This window comes from Candidatus Accumulibacter contiguus, from assembly GCF_036625285.1.
In the GTDB taxonomy this organism is placed as follows: domain Bacteria; phylum Pseudomonadota; class Gammaproteobacteria; order Burkholderiales; family Rhodocyclaceae; genus Accumulibacter; species Accumulibacter contiguus.
The window spans coordinates 2,935,285-2,951,814 of the sequence record NZ_JAZKUC010000001.1 but is presented as its reverse complement, the minus strand read 5'-3'; the positions used below and the strand labels follow the sequence as shown (position 1 = coordinate 2,951,814).

Annotated in this window: 11 protein-coding genes; 10 read left to right on the top strand and 1 reads right to left on the bottom strand. The window is 64.1% G+C overall.

The genetic code is table 11. From position 1 onward, the window contains the following. The first annotated feature begins 3 nt into the window (after positions 1-3). The 9 genes from V5B59_RS14225 to V5B59_RS14185 all read left to right on the top strand — a co-directional run bounded on the left by V5B59_RS14225 (position 4) and on the right by V5B59_RS14185 (position 11,450). A complete protein-coding gene (locus V5B59_RS14225) occupies positions 4-1,533 on the top strand; it encodes an FtsK/SpoIIIE domain-containing protein (protein ID WP_169070986.1) in 1,530 nt (509 codons plus the stop codon). Next, positions 1,530-2,675 carry an AAA family ATPase gene (locus V5B59_RS14220; protein ID WP_332351974.1) on the top strand — a complete coding sequence of 382 codons (1,146 nt, stop codon included), beginning with the start codon at positions 1,530-1,532 and terminating at the stop codon, positions 2,673-2,675. The genes V5B59_RS14225 and V5B59_RS14220 overlap by 4 nt, the downstream gene beginning before the upstream one ends. Positions 2,676-2,692: 17 nt before the next feature. Beyond that, positions 2,693-3,574: a hypothetical protein gene (locus V5B59_RS14215; protein ID WP_169070988.1), complete on the top strand. Its 882-nt coding sequence runs from the start codon at positions 2,693-2,695 to the stop codon at positions 3,572-3,574. Positions 3,575-3,882: 308 nt separating this feature from the next. Then, positions 3,883-4,284 carry a Sua5 family C-terminal domain-containing protein gene (locus tag V5B59_RS14210; protein WP_169070989.1) on the top strand — a complete coding sequence of 134 codons (402 nt, stop codon included), beginning with the start codon at positions 3,883-3,885 and terminating at the stop codon, positions 4,282-4,284. 248 nt (positions 4,285-4,532) lie between these two features. Next, the gene (locus tag V5B59_RS14205) at positions 4,533-5,966 is read left to right on the top strand and encodes an alkaline phosphatase PhoX (RefSeq protein ID WP_169070990.1); all 1,434 of its coding nucleotides are present in this window, start codon (positions 4,533-4,535) and stop codon (positions 5,964-5,966) included. 220 nt (positions 5,967-6,186) lie between these two features. After that, positions 6,187-6,324 carry a hypothetical protein gene (locus V5B59_RS14200; RefSeq protein WP_169070991.1) on the top strand — a complete coding sequence of 46 codons (138 nt, stop codon included), beginning with the start codon at positions 6,187-6,189 and terminating at the stop codon, positions 6,322-6,324. 529 nt (positions 6,325-6,853) lie between these two features. After that, positions 6,854-9,364, top strand: a complete 2,511-nt coding sequence (locus tag V5B59_RS14195) for a sodium-translocating pyrophosphatase (RefSeq protein WP_332351973.1) — start codon at positions 6,854-6,856, stop codon at positions 9,362-9,364. 132 nt (positions 9,365-9,496) lie between these two features. Further along, positions 9,497-10,261: a hypothetical protein gene (locus V5B59_RS14190; protein WP_169070992.1), complete on the top strand. Its 765-nt coding sequence runs from the start codon at positions 9,497-9,499 to the stop codon at positions 10,259-10,261. Between the two features lie 358 nt (positions 10,262-10,619). After that, on the top strand, positions 10,620-11,450 hold the full coding sequence (locus V5B59_RS14185; RefSeq protein WP_248594940.1) for a pirin family protein: 831 nt from the start codon (positions 10,620-10,622) through the stop codon (positions 11,448-11,450). On the opposite strand, the gene V5B59_RS14180 is transcribed toward V5B59_RS14185, so the two are convergent. Further along, a complete protein-coding gene (locus V5B59_RS14180; RefSeq protein WP_034909163.1) occupies positions 11,444-12,379 on the bottom strand; it encodes a VTT domain-containing protein in 936 nt (311 codons plus the stop codon). The two genes, V5B59_RS14185 and V5B59_RS14180, sit on opposite strands and share 7 nt — an antisense overlap. Positions 12,380-12,820: 441 nt before the next feature. On the opposite strand from V5B59_RS14180, the gene V5B59_RS14170 reads away from it, so the two are divergent. Beyond that, the gene (locus tag V5B59_RS14170; RefSeq protein WP_169070994.1) at positions 12,821-16,435 is read left to right on the top strand and encodes an SUMF1/EgtB/PvdO family nonheme iron enzyme; all 3,615 of its coding nucleotides are present in this window, start codon (positions 12,821-12,823) and stop codon (positions 16,433-16,435) included. Positions 16,436-16,530: the final 95 nt, after the last annotated feature.

Genomic DNA, 16,530 nt, shown 5'->3' with positions numbered 1-16,530 from the left:
ACCATGGCTGATCTGTACACCGACGCTCGGGATGAGCAGACCATTGAAGATGTCCTGCTACATGGACTCAGTACGCAGCGCGCCCCAAAGCTGCGCGTCCTGCGCATCGCCCTTGCTAGATCGTTGCAGATACCTACGCCACCAGCGGAAGAACTCGATGGTGGCAGCATGGGCGGGAGCGAGTATGCCTTGACCCGAGTTACTGGCGCAGGGCTCCCAGCCGATGATGAAGGTCGCCAGGACTATGACTTGGCGGTACGCGCGATGCTCAGCGTCTACCACGGGGAGGATATGTTCCAGGGCGAAGAGTCGGAGCGACGCTATCGCCGCTACCTGCAACGCCACGTCCGCCGCGGCCTTCAGGAAATACGCACCACCTGGCGCCCCGGTCACGATTTTCACGGTTTTCTCTACCACGAGCTATTTGTCGGCCAAGCACCTCGCCCGGCGCGAGCGGAGTTGGGCCAGGAGATTCTTGCGGGACTGCGCGAGATTGGCGTTTCGGCCCAGATTCGCAGCGTGGAGGACGGGCCGCGCATTAGCCGCTACCGGATTTTCCTGGACGACGTGAATCATTACGACAAGGTCAAACGCGGCCTCGACAAGCTCGGTCTGCACCTGGGTCTGTCGACCCGCCAGGGAATACTGCTTCAAGAAGACGAAGACCGTGAGCGGGAAGCTCGGGTGCTGGCCCTTGACGTTCCTCGCCCGCGGGAAACTTGGCACACGGTACCCGGTGCGCGTCTCCGGGATTGGGCGACACAGGCGAAGGACGTCCCAATACTTACGGTCTGGCCCGGGGTGGACGTGCTGGGGGAACCTGTATATTTCGACTTGGCAGCCTCGCCCCATCTTCTGGTTGGCGGGACTACCGGCAGTGGCAAAAGCGTGTGTCTGCACGCTCTGCTCTTGTCCCTCCTCTGGCGGCTGGAGCCGAAAGACCTTCAACTCACTCTGATCGATCCTAAGCGCGTGGAGCTCGCCCACTACGGTGCCTTCCCCCAAGTGACTAACGGACAGATTATTGAGGACATTGGCGACGCACTGGAGACACTGGACGGACTGGTCGATGAGATGGAATGCCGCACCCTGTTGTTACGGCAGCACGGGGTAGCGAACCTGGCAGAAGGGCGTGAGCAGGGTCGGATCGACCTGCCCTACGTAGTGGTGGTCGTAGAAGAACTGGCGGATCTGCTCTTCCAGTCCCGTGAGGCAGAGGCACCTCTGGTGCGCCTGACGCAGAAGGCGCGGGCCGTGGGAATCCATCTGGTGCTCGCTACCCAGCGACCGGACTCCGACACCTTCAGCGGCCTGCTGCGCAGCAACGTGCCAGGACGCATCGCATTGTCAGTCCGCACCGGGGCGGAATCCAAGATCATTCTCGACGAGACCGGCGCCGAGAAGCTGCTCGGTGCAGGCGACATGCTGCTGCGACCCCAGGCCGGAGTCGCGACTCGCCGCGCCCATGGGGTGAGGGTTAGCAGCGATGATATCCGGCTATGTCTGCAAAACGTCCGCGGGAGAATCCAATGAGTGACATGACCGTGTATGAGTTCCAACCACTCTGGTTGACGCTGGACCAGGTCGGTCCCTTCCAGAGCACGCCCTACGAGATCGACTTCACCGACGAGCAGGACAAACCCTGCAATATTTTCCTCCTGATGTCGGAAAATGGGCGTGGCAAGACCACAGTGCTGGAGTGCATGGCTCTGCTGATGCGTCAACTCGGAGAGGAGGAGCCGCAGCGCTTCGGACAGGAGGATCTGGATCATGGTCGGGGCAGGGTCCAGCTTGATGTGCTGACCCGAATTTTCTGGCAGGGGCGTGATCACCGTATCGTGTTGTCCCTATTGGCGGGTGCCATCGGCGATAAGACCTTCCTCAAAGTCTGGGACGACTCGAATCTCAGGCGTTATGGGGCAGAAGAGTGGCACCGGACCGGATTCCGCCAGCAGGCGCGCGGACGCTTGGTTGAGATCGACCGCTACAACGAGTTCGTTCAGGATCTTCGCCACACGTTGATCGACTCAAGCCGAATGGGTCCCGAGAGCTTCGCCAACTCCACCCTAAGCCTGCCCACGGCATTGCTCTTTCCGGCCTACCGGGACATCCCTCCTGTCCTTGATCTTGGCGAGCGTCCGATCATCCAGCCCGAACATTGGGCTTACCGCACGGCGCACGAGTTTGCTTCTCACGGAACCCACTGGACGGCGTCACTGGACAACCTTCTCGTCTGGCTGATGTGGTTGAACAATGGCAGCTACGAGAGTGCGGTGAAGACGGTGAACAACACGGTGTTCGGAAAGCCCTCGGACAAGTTCCTGGCGGCCGAGATTCGCCGCGTTCCGCCCGAGGCGGTCGTCCATAGCGGCGGACAAACCCACCGCCTGGATCGACTATCGAGTGGAGAAAAAAACCTCACGCAGCTCTTTCTCCGCATTGGTGCCACCAGTACCCGTAACACCTGGGTATTGGTGGACGAACTGGATGTCCACCTGCATGTTCGCTGGCAACACAAGGTGCTGAATCTGATGAAGATCCAGGTGCGCGAGCAGCCGGGTACCACGGTCATCGCCACAACGCATTCGATCGAGATTCTCGAGGCATTCCCCATCGACATTTGCGAGGAAGGCCTGGTCAAGGGCGGCTGGATCATCGAGCAGGACCTACGCTAGGCAGTTAAAGGAGGAACATGAGCGGATTCAAGAAGCTGAAGCAGACCGATAAACTCCGTCTCAAGCAGCGTGGCGGGGTTGTTGTCTTCCTGGAGTCGGGAGAAGACTTCGAGATCGTGCATAAGCGCTGGTTCTTCGATGAAGGGCAAGATATCTGGTTCCAACCGGCCGATGGTTATGAACCGGGAACTGGCGGGGGCGGTTGCAAGGCCGTCATTGGCTTGGTGGCCGAGGCCAGGGCCGACGGGATCAAGGCATTCGGCCTGGTTGATCGGGATGTGCTTCTCAGCGATCAGAATTGGCCCCTATGGTGGCAGGAGCAGGACGACCTTTTCCTGTCCGAGCGCCCATATGGTACCCACATTCGCGTTTTTCTGCGCTGGGAATTGGAGAATTACCTGCTCGATCCGGACGCTATGAGGATCGAGGCGAACGATTCGGCGTTGACATCGAGTCACACCGCCGAATCCGTATTGACCTCCTGTTTTGAGTGCGTCAATGAGTTGAAGGATCGGACTTCAGCAACCATCGCAGCGAAGGAAGCTAATCTCCCATCACCTGAACCAGGCTTCGGATGCAATCCAGTGCGACATGGTTCCGATCTAACGACTGCTTTGCAAGACACTTTAAGCAAAAAAGGACATCCCAATGCTGCCAGGGCTATGAGCACGGCACGCCAGAAGATCGACGAGTTCGACTCACCAGAGGCTCCTCCCCGGAAGCGCTGGGAGCATCTGGTGCGAATGCTGGACGGCAAGGCTGCACTCAAGTACATCAGCCACAAGACCGGAATCAGGTTCGATGAGCGGCGCGCAGGGCTTGCCCGTCAAATGTACCAAAGGGGCACCATCCCCGCCGAGATACGCGGGTACATCGAGGATTTCAAGAGTGTCGCGTAGCGCGGCATGGCGTGATGAACACAGCAGCCTGCCCTGCATGCAGTATTCACTGATCGCCACGAGACGATCTACATTTCCGATCGAAATTTCCGTGCGGCGCTGCCAACGATCCATGTCGGCAATGAACGGACTAAACGCCGACATGGATCGGTTCATCATTTTGGTGCGTCGCTCTATCGTCGCCATGAATCGTCCTACGGCAGGTGTGGAGAGGATAGGAAATCCAACGGCACCATCGACAGTATATGAGCCTTCATCAAAGGGCGTGAATCTCGGATTGGGTCCCAGGAACCCATGAAATCGGCATCATGCCGCAGATCGTCACTCGTCCGCCGGACGCCGCTATGCCGCGGGTTCCCGGTTCGCTGGCCGCACACTACGCGCCGACGACACCGCTGCGCCTGCTGCCATCCGCGCGCCTTGTTGAGGTCATCGACCGTCTGCAGAGCACGGGTCGGCGCTGCGCCGTACTCTGTCACAGTCGGTTGCCCGCCACGCCGGCAGCACACGCCTGGCGCTGCTTGCCGGCCAACCCCCGCGCTTACGCCAGTGCGCTCTACGCCGCCTTGCGTGAACTGGATCAGGCCGACGCCGAGCTGATCATCGTCGAGGAGATTCCGGAAACGCCGGCCTGGGCGGCGGTCGCCGACCGGCTGCAGCGCGCGGCAGCCGGTGCCGGCCTGAGCACGGCTGCCGATACGCTCGGCTGACCAGCCGCCGCCGTCGGTACAGCCCTGCGGTCTGACCGTTCATTTGCAGAAGGTCATGCTTGCGCAGGTTTCGTGAGCGGCCGGCTGGACTCTTTCTCGATGAGGACTCTTTGCCATGGTCACAATGCCGTCATCCACACACGGGATGATCACAGCCGTCGGCTGCAAGCCGACCTCGCCCGTTGCTCTTACGCCAAGCCAGGGGAGTACGCCAGCGTGCGTCCCCAAGACCCAGGAGGATAGTTGATATGATGATCAGAAAGCGCTCTCTCGCCATCGCCCTGGTGATGGTCGGCCAGGTCCACGCTGCCGACCTCACCCTGTTCGACAACTTTACGCCCTTGACCGGCAACCCGGCCGCCGGCAGCCTGCCGGAAACCGCGCCGTTCAGGCTGTCATCGCCAGACTTCAGCCAGGTCGTCCTGGCCAACCGCACCAACCAGAACCGCTTGCTGCCGGGTTCGAACTCCGGTAGCTGGGACATGATTACGGCCAACGAGACCGGCGCCAACGCCGGCCGCTATCTGTTCATGCCCTTCGAGACCGGGTCCGCCGGTGTACAGCGGGTCGACCTGCGGGACAGCAATTACGACACCCGCACGGTGACCATCGTCGCTCCCGGGACGCAGGGCTTTGCCTCTGGCGATGCTTCCCGGTGGACCCCCTGGGGCAGCTATCTGACGGCTGAGGAATCCTGGGGCTCCGGCAGCACCAAGGGCCGTCTGTTCGAAGTGACCAACCCGACCACCGCTGGGGTCAATGGCGGCAATCTCGTCCAGCGCCGCATCATTCCACGCGTCTCGCATGAAGGCCTGGCTTTCGACAAGAACAACAACCTGTACTTCATCGACGAGTTGAACGGGGGCTCCCTGTACAAGTACGTTTCCGCCAGGCCCGGTGCCACCAGTGGTGACGACTTCTTCGCCAAAGGCCAGACCTTCGTGCTGAAAGTCGGCGCGGGTGGCCAATCCGAGGGCAACAACGGCCCTGCCATTACTGGCAGTTCACGCTGGGTGGCGATCACCGACGCGAACGGTGCGGCGCTAGCCGGCATCTCCACGGTGCTTGCCGACGGTACCATTGACGGTCGCGCGACTGCCGATCATGCCGATGTCTTGGGCACCGGCTACAACCGACCAGAGGACCTGGAGATTCAGACGGTGTCCAGCGGCAAGCAGATCCTCTACTTCACCACCACCGACTCCGACAACGACGGCAACAGCGCCAATGGGCGCGGTCGCATCTATTCGCTCGATCTGGCCTCGAACGAAGTCAGGCTGGCCGCCGATAGCAGTAGTCGCGACATGGCCACCGGCCTCGCGGTCGGCGCCACCTGGAGCAATCCGGACAATCTCGCCATCGATGCCAACGGCAACATCTACGGCATCGAGGACCAGGACGGAGGCAGAGCTGACATCTGGTTCCTGCAGGACGTCGACAGGGATGGCGTCGCGGAGTCGGTCGGCAAGTGGGCCTCGCTGAGCACCTCCGGCGCCGAGCCGACCGGGCTGTACTTCGACCCCTTCAACGCCAACGTGGCGTACGTGAACGTCCAGCACCCCAGCAGTGGCAACGACGTGCTGGTCCAGATCACTGCCGTTCCGGAGCCGGAGACTTACAGCATGGTGCTGGCGGGGCTGGGCCTGCTGGGTGCCACGGCACGACGCCGCAAGTGTGTCTGATCGACCTGCCGCAAGAAGAAGGACGGCCGCCGGGCGGTGGTCGTCCTCCCGACGGCAGGCACACCAATTTCAACTTGCCGAGCAAAGCCGTTTGCCACTCTCCCTGGCCCTCCCGCGTGTCGCAAGTTGGCGTGCTGGAGACACTCTGGTCAATTCCCACCGCTGCTTGCCCCACCCTCGGTCGACGCGTGTCGATGGTTTGGGGAAGCCGCCCAGGCCAGTGAACGATCAGCATCATTTGCAGGCGCGGCTGGCCAAGGGCTTCGAGGCGGGAGCGCTGGCGCTCGACTTCCTTTCGGCGCAAGGTTTCCGGGTTGTCGCTTCTCAGTCGGGTCATGCCTGGCTCATTGTCCAATAAGAGATTGTCGGAAAACGTACCCTCGCTACAAAATGCAGAGGGTTCCGGTGGAGCAATGCGGCATTTCTGAGTTGCGGCCTGGATTCCATCGTTTTCGTTACGCAAGGTGTGATCAGGTGAGGCCCGGGCATCGCAACGGCTCCTCGGACCGCACCACTTCGATACCCCCCATGCACCGTGAAGGAGCTTGGTCATGGGCTCGGCGCCAGCAACGGCGGGGCTTGGTGGCAGGTCGCGGCAGCGGCTCGACATACCACCGGAGGCCGGTCAGAGGGCAACGACGGCTGGCGCCTGAGCCACATGCGGTGGCCCCGGAGCCGGCGAGGAGGTGGTGGCCCGGCTCGCCGATGCGGCGGCCATCCGCTCGAGCCCCCCGGCACGAGAATTGCTACCGAGGACCGTTGACACTCAAATGGTGGCCGGAGACACTGGCCAAGGAGCCAGTGGATTTCCAGTGCTTCTGTCTGCCGTGCCTGGACGTCGGCGGCAGCCACCGAAACGATTTCGACATTTTTCAAGGAGAAAACCAATGACCTTCAGTTACTCTGCGTTGGCGCCGCCCTGGCGCTCTCTGGCCCGTCGCCTGCTGCTGGCGTTCATTATTGCCATCGGCGTCGCTGCCTTGCCAGTCCTCGCGGCCACGGAGCACGTCTCCGAGGCCAATCTCGTTCTACCCGACCTTGGCGATGTCTCTCTGGTGACTTTCCTCGGTGGGATCTCCGGATGGACCCTGCTCTCCTGGGGACTGCTGGTTTCCCTCGGCGGCCTTGTCTTCGGCGCCGTCATCTACCTGCAGATTCAGCGCCTGCCGGTACATCGTTCGATGGCCGAAGTCAGTGAACTGATCTACGAAACCTGCAAGACCTACATGCTCACGCAGGGCAAGTTCCTGCTGATCCTGGAAGCGTTCACCGCGGTGATCATGATCGGCTACTTCTACTTCGTCCAGGAGCTTCCCGTCCCCGACGTGGCGATGATCCTGGCCTTCTCCCTGGTCGGCATCGCCGGCTCGTTCGGGGTGGCCTGGTTCGGCATCCGCATCAATACCCTGGCCAACAGCCGCACGGCCTTCGCCTCGCTGGCCGCCAAGCCTTATCCGGTCTACGCCATACCGATCAAGTCGGGAATCTCGATCGGCATGCTGTTGATCTCGACCGAACTGCTGATCATGCTCTGCATCATGCTGTTCGTGCCGGCGGCGCTGGCCGGCAAGTGCTTCATCGGCTTTGCCATCGGCGAATCGCTGGGCGCCGCGGCACTGCGCATCGCCGGTGGCATCTTCACGAAGATCGCCGACATCGGTTCCGATCTGATGAAGATCGAATTCGGCATCCAGGAGGACGATGCGCGCAACCCTGGGGTGATCGCCGACTGTGCCGGCGACAACGCCGGCGACTCGGTGGGCCCGACGGCTGACGGCTTCGAGACCTACGGTGTCACCGGCGTGGCGCTGATCAGCTTCATCATGCTGGCGGTACCCGAAGCCGCCGTCCAGGTGCAGTTACTGGTCTGGCTGTTTGTCATGCGGGTGATGATGATCGTCGCCTCGGGCATCTCGTATCTCGGCAATCAGATGGTCGCGCGGCGCCGCTACGGCGACAAGCAGCGCTTCAATTTCGAAGCGCCGCTGACCTCGCTGGTGTGGATCACGTCGGTCGTTTCCCTGGTCATCACCTTCATCGTCTCGTATCTGCTGATGGGGAACTTTGCCCTCGACGGGAAGGCATACGCCAACCTCTGGTGGCAACTTTCGCTGATCATCACCCTCGGCACGCTCGCCGGCGCGATCATTCCCGAGATCGTCAAAGTGTTCACGTCGACCAACTCGCGGCACGTACGCGAAGTGGTCACGGCGTCGGAGGCAGGCGGCGCCAGCCTCAACATCCTATCCGGTATCGTCGCCGGCTACTTCTCCGCGTTCTGGATCGGCGTCATCATCGTCGGGCTGATGTCCGGCGCGTATGTCGTGTCGCAGTTCGACCTGACGGCGGTGATCAATCCGGACGACGCCAAGGCAGCAATGATGGCCGCGGTCTTCTCGTTCGGTCTGGTCGCCTTCGGCTTCCTGGGGATGGGTCCGGTAACGATCGCGGTAGACAGCTACGGGCCGGTCACCGACAACGCGCAGTCGGTATACGAACTGTCGATGATCGAACAGATGCCCGGCATCCAGACGGAAGTCAAGAGGGACTTCGGTTTCGATCTCGACTTTCGTTCCGCGAAGTTCCTGCTCGAAGAGAACGACGGCGCCGGCAATACCTTCAAGGCAACCGCCAAGCCGGTGCTGATCGGCACCGCGGTGGTCGGCGCGACGACCATGGTTTTTTCCATCGTCATGCTGCTCACCGCCGGCCTGACCGAGAACCTGGACAAGCTGTCGCTGCTGCACCCGCCCTTCCTGCTCGGACTGATCGCCGGCGGGGCAACCATCTTCTGGTTCTCGGGCGCCAGCACGCAGGCCGTTTCGACGGGCGCCTACCGTGCGGTCGAGTTCATCAGCACACACATCCGCCTCGATGAGGTGGTCAAGGCGTCGCAGAAAGACAGCAAGAAGGTCGTCGAGATCTGCACCATCTACGCGCAGAAAGGCATGTTCAACATCTTCATGGCGGTGTTCTTCGGCACCCTGGCCTGCGCCTTCATCGAACCCTTCTTCTTCATCGGCTACCTGATTTCGCTAGCGATCATCGGTCTTTACCAGGCCGTTTTCATGGCCAACGCCGGTGGCGCATGGGACAATGCGAAGAAGATCGTGGAAACGGAAATGCACGCCAAGGGAACGGATCTGCACAATGCCTCGGTGGTTGGCGATACCGTCGGTGACCCGTTCAAGGACACCGCCTCGGTCGCCATGAACCCGATCATCAAGTTCACGACGCTGTTCGGCTTGCTGGCGGTCGAGATGGCGGTCGGACTGCAGGCGCAGGGCCAGCAGGTAATCGTCTATGCCCTGGCGGCGCTGTTCCTGGCCGTGAACCTGGTCTTCGTGTTCCGCAGCTTTTACGGGATGCGAATCGTCGCCAAGAAGGAGAATGGATAGCGTCAGGCAGGCCGCCGCATCCGCGCGCCGACGGCGCCCAGGGCGTTACAACGCCCTGGGCACGCGCGGCCGCAGCCGCGGCGAACATGACAAATGTCGAACCAAGTCGACTATTTCTAGGGAGATTCAACCATGTCCATGCATCTTTACTTCTCGCTGATTCCCGAAGCACTGATCGCCTCCATGTTGCCGCCGGAGCGGTTCGGGCAATACTACGCGACGGGCCACAAGTTCAAGTCGAAAGGTCAGGCCCTGTTTTTCGAGATCGACCCGTCCTTCCGCCACGAGTACTTCGACATCGACGGGGCTTTTGCGCGTTGTGCGGCGAAGGCCGATGGCACGCCCAAGAACTCCGTTTACATCTCGATGTATCGGGTGATGGAGCACCTGACGATGAATGCCATCGGCCAGCTTTACCTGACCACCGCGATGGGCGCGACGCTGGGTTTGAGCCGCGGCGACACGCTGCCGAAGCCCGAACCCGAACTGCACATGTACCAGGATCTGGCCCCCATCAACAGCCTGGTGGTCAGCATCCTTGACCCGGCAACCTACTACGCCGACGTGACCACCAAGCCATCGAAGTTCTTCCGCTTCCCCGGGATGTGCTTTGTCGAACTCGGACTCGGCCCCCTGGCGCGCGATCCGGCGAACGGCCAGGAGGGTGACCTGCCGTACTCCTTCCTGCAACACCTGCGCGAGGCCTTGCTGGAACTACGGCCCGTGTCGAAGCAGAACAAGCTCGTGCACCGCGTGCACTCGCTCGAATTCCCGTATCGAATGGTCAAGAACGGCTTCTACCTGGGAATCGGCAGCGAACTCGTTTATTACCCGATGCTCTCGCAAGCCGTCTTGCGGAGGGATTACAGCAACTGGTGGCGTTCGGCCAATCTCTAGCCGGGTGCGGCAGCTAGCACCAACCCAGATGCCGTCGTGGAGGGAAAGGCGGGCCGTTCTTTCGGGAACTTCCTGGCGCGCTGCCACGTCTGGATTGACGTGCTCATCGTTCACCAGAAGGGCATCTTCGGGGCACACCACTGCATCAGCCAATCCTTTTCCTGCAGCCGACCTACTTTACTGAGGGGTGAGCCGTGCATGTCTGCTCGCCTGTGCACCTGTATGCCATTTTGGGGGAAGTCCCATGAGCCCAAGCGATCGCGATTCACTCCCGGCACCCTCGCACGTTCCGCACTCCCTCCCGTCCAGCCCGTCGATCGAACGTATCGAGGCGCGCGTCGCCGACCTGGGTGGCGGCATGGTCGTCCGTCGCGCCTTGCCGACTCGGCAGCGCCGCATGGTCGGCGCCTGGTGCTTTCTCGACCATGCCGGCCCGCTCGGCTTTGCCCCTGGGCAGGGGATGCACGTCGGCGCCCACCCGCACACCGGCTTGCAGACCTTCACGTGGATGATCGAGGGCGAGGTTCTGCACCGCGACAGTCTGGGCAACGAGCAGGTCATCCGTCCCGGTCAGGTCAACCTGATGACGGCCGGGCGGGGCATCAGCCATAGCGAGGAGTCGCTGCCCGACGAGCGGCGACTGCATGCCGCGCAACTCTGGATCGCCTTGCCCTCCGGGGTCAGCGACTGCGATCCTGCGTTCGACCACTATCCGGACCTGCCACGCTGGAACGCGGGCGGCTGCGCCTTTACGCTGCTGGCGGGCGCCTATGGCATACATGTGGCCCCTGCGCGACTCCACTCGCGTCTGGTCGGAATGGACGTGTGCAGTGCGCTGGGGGGCGCGGTCGACTTGTCGCTGAATCCGGGATTCGAGTACGGCATCCTGCCTCTCGAAGGCGCGATACGGATCGGCGCCGAGCGCTTCGCAAGCGACGAGTTCGCGTATCTGGGCGACGGCGCGGGCACTGTCAGGCTGGAACTGACGGCAGGCAGCCGCATCCTTCTGCTCGGCGGTGCGCCCTTCGGCGAGCAAATCCTGGTGTGGTGGAACTTCGTCGGCTTCAGCAAGGAGGACATCGCCAGCGCGCAGCGCGACTGGGAGGCCGATGGCCCGCGCTTCGGCCGCGTCGCGGGCCATGCGGGAAGGCGCCTGGCCGCCCCGGCACTGCCCTGGCCCGGTTACTGACGCGGCGGGTCGTTGCGGGTGGCTGCCAGCCAGGCGTCGTAGCCTCCCTGCAGCACCCTTACCGAGAGGTAGCCGTCGTCGAGCAGATGGCGTGCCGCGGCGATGGCTCCCGCGTCTTCCGGACAGGCGCACAGGGTGACGATGGGCCGGCTCCTGGGCCAGTCGCCCACCGCGTCGTCAAGACGGTCGTGCTCGGCCACCTTGGCGCCAGGCACAGCGTCCGTTTCGGCGATCATCGTGGCCCCTCGCAGGTCGAGGATCAGCGGCGGCTGTTGCGAGCGCAAGGCCTCGATCAGTTCGTCGGGGGTGATGTGCGGGACAGTGCTGGATCGTCTGAAGCGATACTTCTGCCACAGTTTCCATCCCAGCCAGGCGCCAATGAGTGGCAACACGACGGCAAGCGCCGTGCCGGTATGCCGGTCGAGCGCGCCGATGGCGGCCTGGACCTCGTCCTTGAGCAGCCAGCCGGCGCCGAGCGCCAGCCCTGCCCACAGGCAGGCGCCCGCGCCGGCGGCCATGAGAAAGCCCGGCAGGTGCATGCGCAGCGCGCCGGCGATGGGGGGCGCGACCGTCGAGAAGCCGGGAACGAACTTCGCGACGACGATCGATGAGAGCCCCCAGCGGATGAAGCGGGCCTCGGTCTGGCTGACGCAGGAAGCGGGGTTGATCGAGAGCTTGCACAGCCCGGCCAGCGCTCGATAGCCGAAGACCCTGCCGGCCCGATACCAGAGCCAGTCGGCGATGACCGAGGCGACGATGGCGGCCGCCAGCACCTGGCCCAGATGCCCCGGGGTTGCCGCCAGGCTACCGGCCAGCAGCAGGGTCGGCACGGCCGGGACCGGCAACCCCAACTGTTGCAGCAGGACATTCACGAAGACGACCGTGACGGCATCCTGCTGAACGGCCTGGATGATCTGGGAGAGTTCCATCGTGATTGGTCAGACGCGGCGTCCGGCCCGGCCGCCAGGTGCGGCGGCGAGTCGCGAACGTCCATCTTCTTCGAGGTCCGGGGCGTGCTTCATGGTTGCATTTTCATCTGGTGGAGCCGGCCCTAGCGCTTGGCCAGCGACTGTACGGGATCGAGGCGCGCCGGCAGGACGCCGAAGACGCTGCCGGTCAGCAGCGCCGTTCCCAGCCCGGCGAGCACCGCCCAGTCGGGGGGAAGGCCGGATACGCCGGATAGAGCTGGCGAAAGTTCGCCGCGCCGGCGTGGCCGAGCGCCTTGCGCAGGCCGATCTCCGCCGTGCGCTGGGCGACCGAGTCGAGGAGGATAGGAAATCCAGCGGTACCATCGAGAGTATATGAGCCTTCATCAAGGGGCGTCAATCTCGACAAATTTCCTGCCCGCGGCTGCCAACCCAGGAGACGACATGAGCCACCGCTTCGAGAACGCCTGTGCGCTGCTGATCGCCGTGGACCAGAACAGGGAAGCCAGCGCCGCCCTGCCGGCCGTGGCCGCCGACGCGCGCGCCCTGCGCGATGTCCTGGTGCATCCGGCGCGCTGCGGCTACGCGCCGGACAAGCTTCGCCTGCTGATCGGCGCCGAGAGCAGCCGGCAAGGGGTGTTCGACGCGCTCGACTGGCTGGCCGACGAACTGGCGGCGATTCCGGGCGGCGACTCGACGGCCATCCTCTACTTCAGCGGCCACGGCCACGTCGAGGGCGACGAACACTATCTGATCCCCTACGACCTCAACCTGCGCCGAATGCGCAGCAGCGCGATCCGCGCGACCGACTTTGCCGACGCCGTCGCGCAACTGACGCCGCGCCGCCTGCTCGTCGTTCTCGATTGCTGTCACGCGGCCGGCATGGCGGTCAAGCAGGCGGCGCCGGCGCCATTCGCCAGCGCGGCGATTCCGCCGGCGCTCTTCCGGACCGAAGCCAAATCGCTGGCTGCCGGTCGCCTCGCCAGTGGCGCCGGGCGTGCCGTGCTCAGTTCGTGCCAGCCCGGCGAAAGCTCCTACCTGCGCGCCGACGGCCGCATGAGCATTTTCACCTTTCACCTGATCGAAGCGCTGACCGGACACGCGCAGCCGTCCGGCGGGGCACCCGAGGTCCTGGTTTCCGACCTGGCGAGCTACCTTCAGCGCTCGGTCCGGCAAAGCGCGCGGGCGCAGCACGGCGCCGAGCAGAACCCCGTCCCGCAGTTGACCGGCAACTTCCCGGTCGCGCTGGTGCTCGGCGGCGACGGGCTCGGCAAGGGGCAGGCGGCGCCCGATCCCCTGGCGCCCCTGCCGCCAGCGGTTTCCTGGCGGGCCAGCGTCAGCGGTTCGGGCGCCATTGCTCAGGCCGGCGGCATCGCCCTCGGCGAAGGTGCGACCCAGGTCGGCGGCGACTGCACCATCGTCAGCGGCACGCAGATCGTCCACAACTACTACCGCGCCGCCGCCGGCAGCGCCCCGAGCAAGGAAGACATCGCCCGGCAGGTCGCCGGCTACCTGCGCTGGCTGCAGGAGCGCACGCAGAGCATCGAGCTGCGCGGCATCGAACGAGCGGGCGGCGCGGCGGTTGTCGTGTTGCCGATCGAGACCGCCTACGTGCCGCTGCGCGCCCGCTCGCTGCCGCGTTTCGGCGACGCACCGCAGCGGATCGGCAAGCCGGGCAAGGCCGGACGCCAGCGCACGGTCGAGCTCGAGGATGGCGCTGCTGCCGACGAGCCTTCCGGCCGCGAAGCCGACATCGCCCTGAACGAGGTCCTCGGCCTCGGCCATCGTCTGGCCATCATCGGCGGACCCGGTTGCGGCAAGACGACGGTCTTGCTGCACATGGCCTGGGCGCTGGCCTCTGCGCTGCTCGAAGGGCAGCCCGAACTGGCGCGCTCGCGCCTCGGCCTGACGATGGCCGCCGACGAACTACCGCTGCCGATCCTCGTTCCGCTGGCCTCGTTCGCGCGCTACCGTCGTCACTTGCCGGCGGCGGCGGAAGCGCGCGAGAAGACCCTGGCGCATTTCATTTCCTGGCATCTGATCAGCAGGGAAGCCCCCTTCGACCTGCCGGCCGACTTCTTCGTGCGCCTGCTCAAAGAAGGACGAAACGTCCTGCTGCTGCTCGATGGACTCGACGAAGTGGCGAACGAGGGCGAGCGCGCCGAGGTCCGCCAGTCGGTGGAGAATCTCGTCGCCGGCCGCGACGCGATGCGCGTCGTCGTCACCTGCCGCACGATCGCCTACCGCAGTGGCAGCACGGCACTCGGGGCCGATTTTCGCGAGATCCGGGTGCAGGCGCTCGAGCACGCGCAGCACATCGCGCCGATGGTCCGTCAGGCCTACGCCTGCATCCACCCGCAGGACCCCGTGCGCCGCCTCGAGCGCGCCGACGACCTGCTGACCGGAATCCGGCGGCTCGAAGCGGATCGCCGCCGGCGCCTGGGCGAGAACGCCGCCGCGCTGGTCGACAGCCCGCTGATGGTGCGCCTGCTGTTGATCGTCCACCTCAACAACCGCGCACTGCCCGAGCAGCGTGCCGACCTCTTCGACAAGGCGATCAACGCGCTGCTGCAGGTCGATTACGGGTACGACGAGAGCGACAAACGCGAACTGTCCGCCGACTGGACGCTGTACCGCGACATGGCGCAGCAGCTCGCTTTCCGGATGCACCAGCAGGGCGCCGACCAGGGGCGCGAGATCGAGGAGCCGGAGCTGCGCGCCATCCTGTGCGCCGAAGCCGAGTTTCGGCCGCGCCTCGACGATTTCGTCCGCCATGCGCGGCAACGCGGCAGCGTGCTCGAAGAGCGCGACGGCGCTTATCGCTTTCTGCATCTCGCCTTGCAGGAGTTCCTCGTCGCCCGCTACCTGAGCGAGGTCATCGGGCGCGACAGCCGCGAAGCGATGCTCTCCTTCCTCGCCGAACGACTCGAGGACCCCTGGTGGCGCGAGCCGATCCTGCTGCTTGCCGGCTATCAGGCAACGCACGCCGCCCGCTCGGCGCGCGAGTTCCTGCGCGCCCTGACCGCAAGCGGCAGCGTCGCCGACGCGCAGTTCTCGGCTGCCGAACTGGCCGCCACGGCGGCGATCGAGTGGCGGGAGAGCGGCGAGCCGCTGCGCGCCGAGTGCGCGGGCCGCATCGTCGGTCTGTTGGGCGACGCCGACGCGTTGGCGACATCGCGACCGACGGTGCGCGCGCGTGCCGGCGACCGGCTGGCGCAGATCGGCGACTCGCGCTTCGACCCGCAGCGTTTCTATCTGCCGGCCGACGAAATGCTGGGTTTTGTGCGCATTGCCGCCGACCCAGCGTTCATGATCGGCACGCGGCGGCAGGACGCGGCGCGCGTAGCCAAGATCATCGGGAGGAAGGTTGACGACGACGAGATCAACGACACGCCAACACCGACCCCTGAGTTCTACATCGCGCGTTACCCGGTCACCGTCGCGCAGTTCCGGGCCTTCATCGAAGCCACAGGATTGGCGATCGGCAATGGTGACGCCCTCGCCGATGTGGACAGCCGACCGGTGCGCCGGGTGAGTTGGCACGAGGCGCTGGCCTGGTGCGACTGGCTCCACGAGATGCTCGAGACTATGCCGGAAGTCGAAGGTAGTCCGATCGCCAAGCTGGTGCGCGAGAACGGTTGGCAAGTTGCCTTGCCAAGCGAACTCGAGTGGGAGAAGGCGGCGCGAGGCAACTTGAGCGGAGCGGTGTTTCCCTGGGGAAACGATGTCGATCCGAATCTGGCGAACTACGCTGATTCTCAGATCCACGATAGCTCAGTCGTCGGCTGCTTCACGGGCAATGCTTTCGGTCTCTTCGACATGGTCGGCAATGTCCGGGAATGGACCCGCAGCCTCTACCTGGACTATCCGTACGATCCTGCCGACCCGAAGCGTGAGAACCTGAACGCCGACGACGGTGCCGAACGGGTCGTGCGGGGCGGCGCGTGGTTCTTTCATCGAGCCGGTGCCCGCTGCACCTCTCGCCACAGGCTTCGCCTTGGCGATCGATTTGTCAATCTCGGTTTTCGGGTGGTGTTGCGTTCCTCCCCTGTTTCTTGACTCCGTCCTCCGTTCCCTTTGGCCTCTGTCACTCCGGGATATCCGACTCTGGAGGGGGTGCGGGGGAAACTTCCCCCGCCGCGCGCAGCGCGGCA

Bases quoted from the DNA above. Each gene is read 5' to 3' on its own strand.
- V5B59_RS14225 (WP_169070986.1), top strand. From the start codon at position 4: ATGGCTGATCTGTACACCGACGCTCGGGATGAGCAGACCATTGAAGAT.
- V5B59_RS14220 (WP_332351974.1), top strand. From the start codon at position 1,530: ATGAGTGACATGACCGTGTATGAGTTCCAACCACTCTGGTTGACGCTG.
- V5B59_RS14215 (WP_169070988.1), top strand. From the start codon at position 2,693: ATGAGCGGATTCAAGAAGCTGAAGCAGACCGATAAACTCCGTCTCAAG.
- V5B59_RS14210 (WP_169070989.1), top strand. From the start codon at position 3,883: ATGCCGCAGATCGTCACTCGTCCGCCGGACGCCGCTATGCCGCGGGTT.
- V5B59_RS14205 (WP_169070990.1), top strand. From the start codon at position 4,533: ATGATGATCAGAAAGCGCTCTCTCGCCATCGCCCTGGTGATGGTCGGC.
- V5B59_RS14195 (WP_332351973.1), top strand. From the start codon at position 6,854: ATGACCTTCAGTTACTCTGCGTTGGCGCCGCCCTGGCGCTCTCTGGCC.
- V5B59_RS14190 (WP_169070992.1), top strand. From the start codon at position 9,497: ATGTCCATGCATCTTTACTTCTCGCTGATTCCCGAAGCACTGATCGCC.
- V5B59_RS14185 (WP_248594940.1), top strand. From the start codon at position 10,620: ATGGTCGTCCGTCGCGCCTTGCCGACTCGGCAGCGCCGCATGGTCGGC.
- V5B59_RS14180 (WP_034909163.1), bottom strand. From the start codon at position 12,379: ATGGAACTCTCCCAGATCATCCAGGCCGTTCAGCAGGATGCCGTCACG.
- V5B59_RS14170 (WP_169070994.1), top strand. From the start codon at position 12,821: ATGAGCCACCGCTTCGAGAACGCCTGTGCGCTGCTGATCGCCGTGGAC.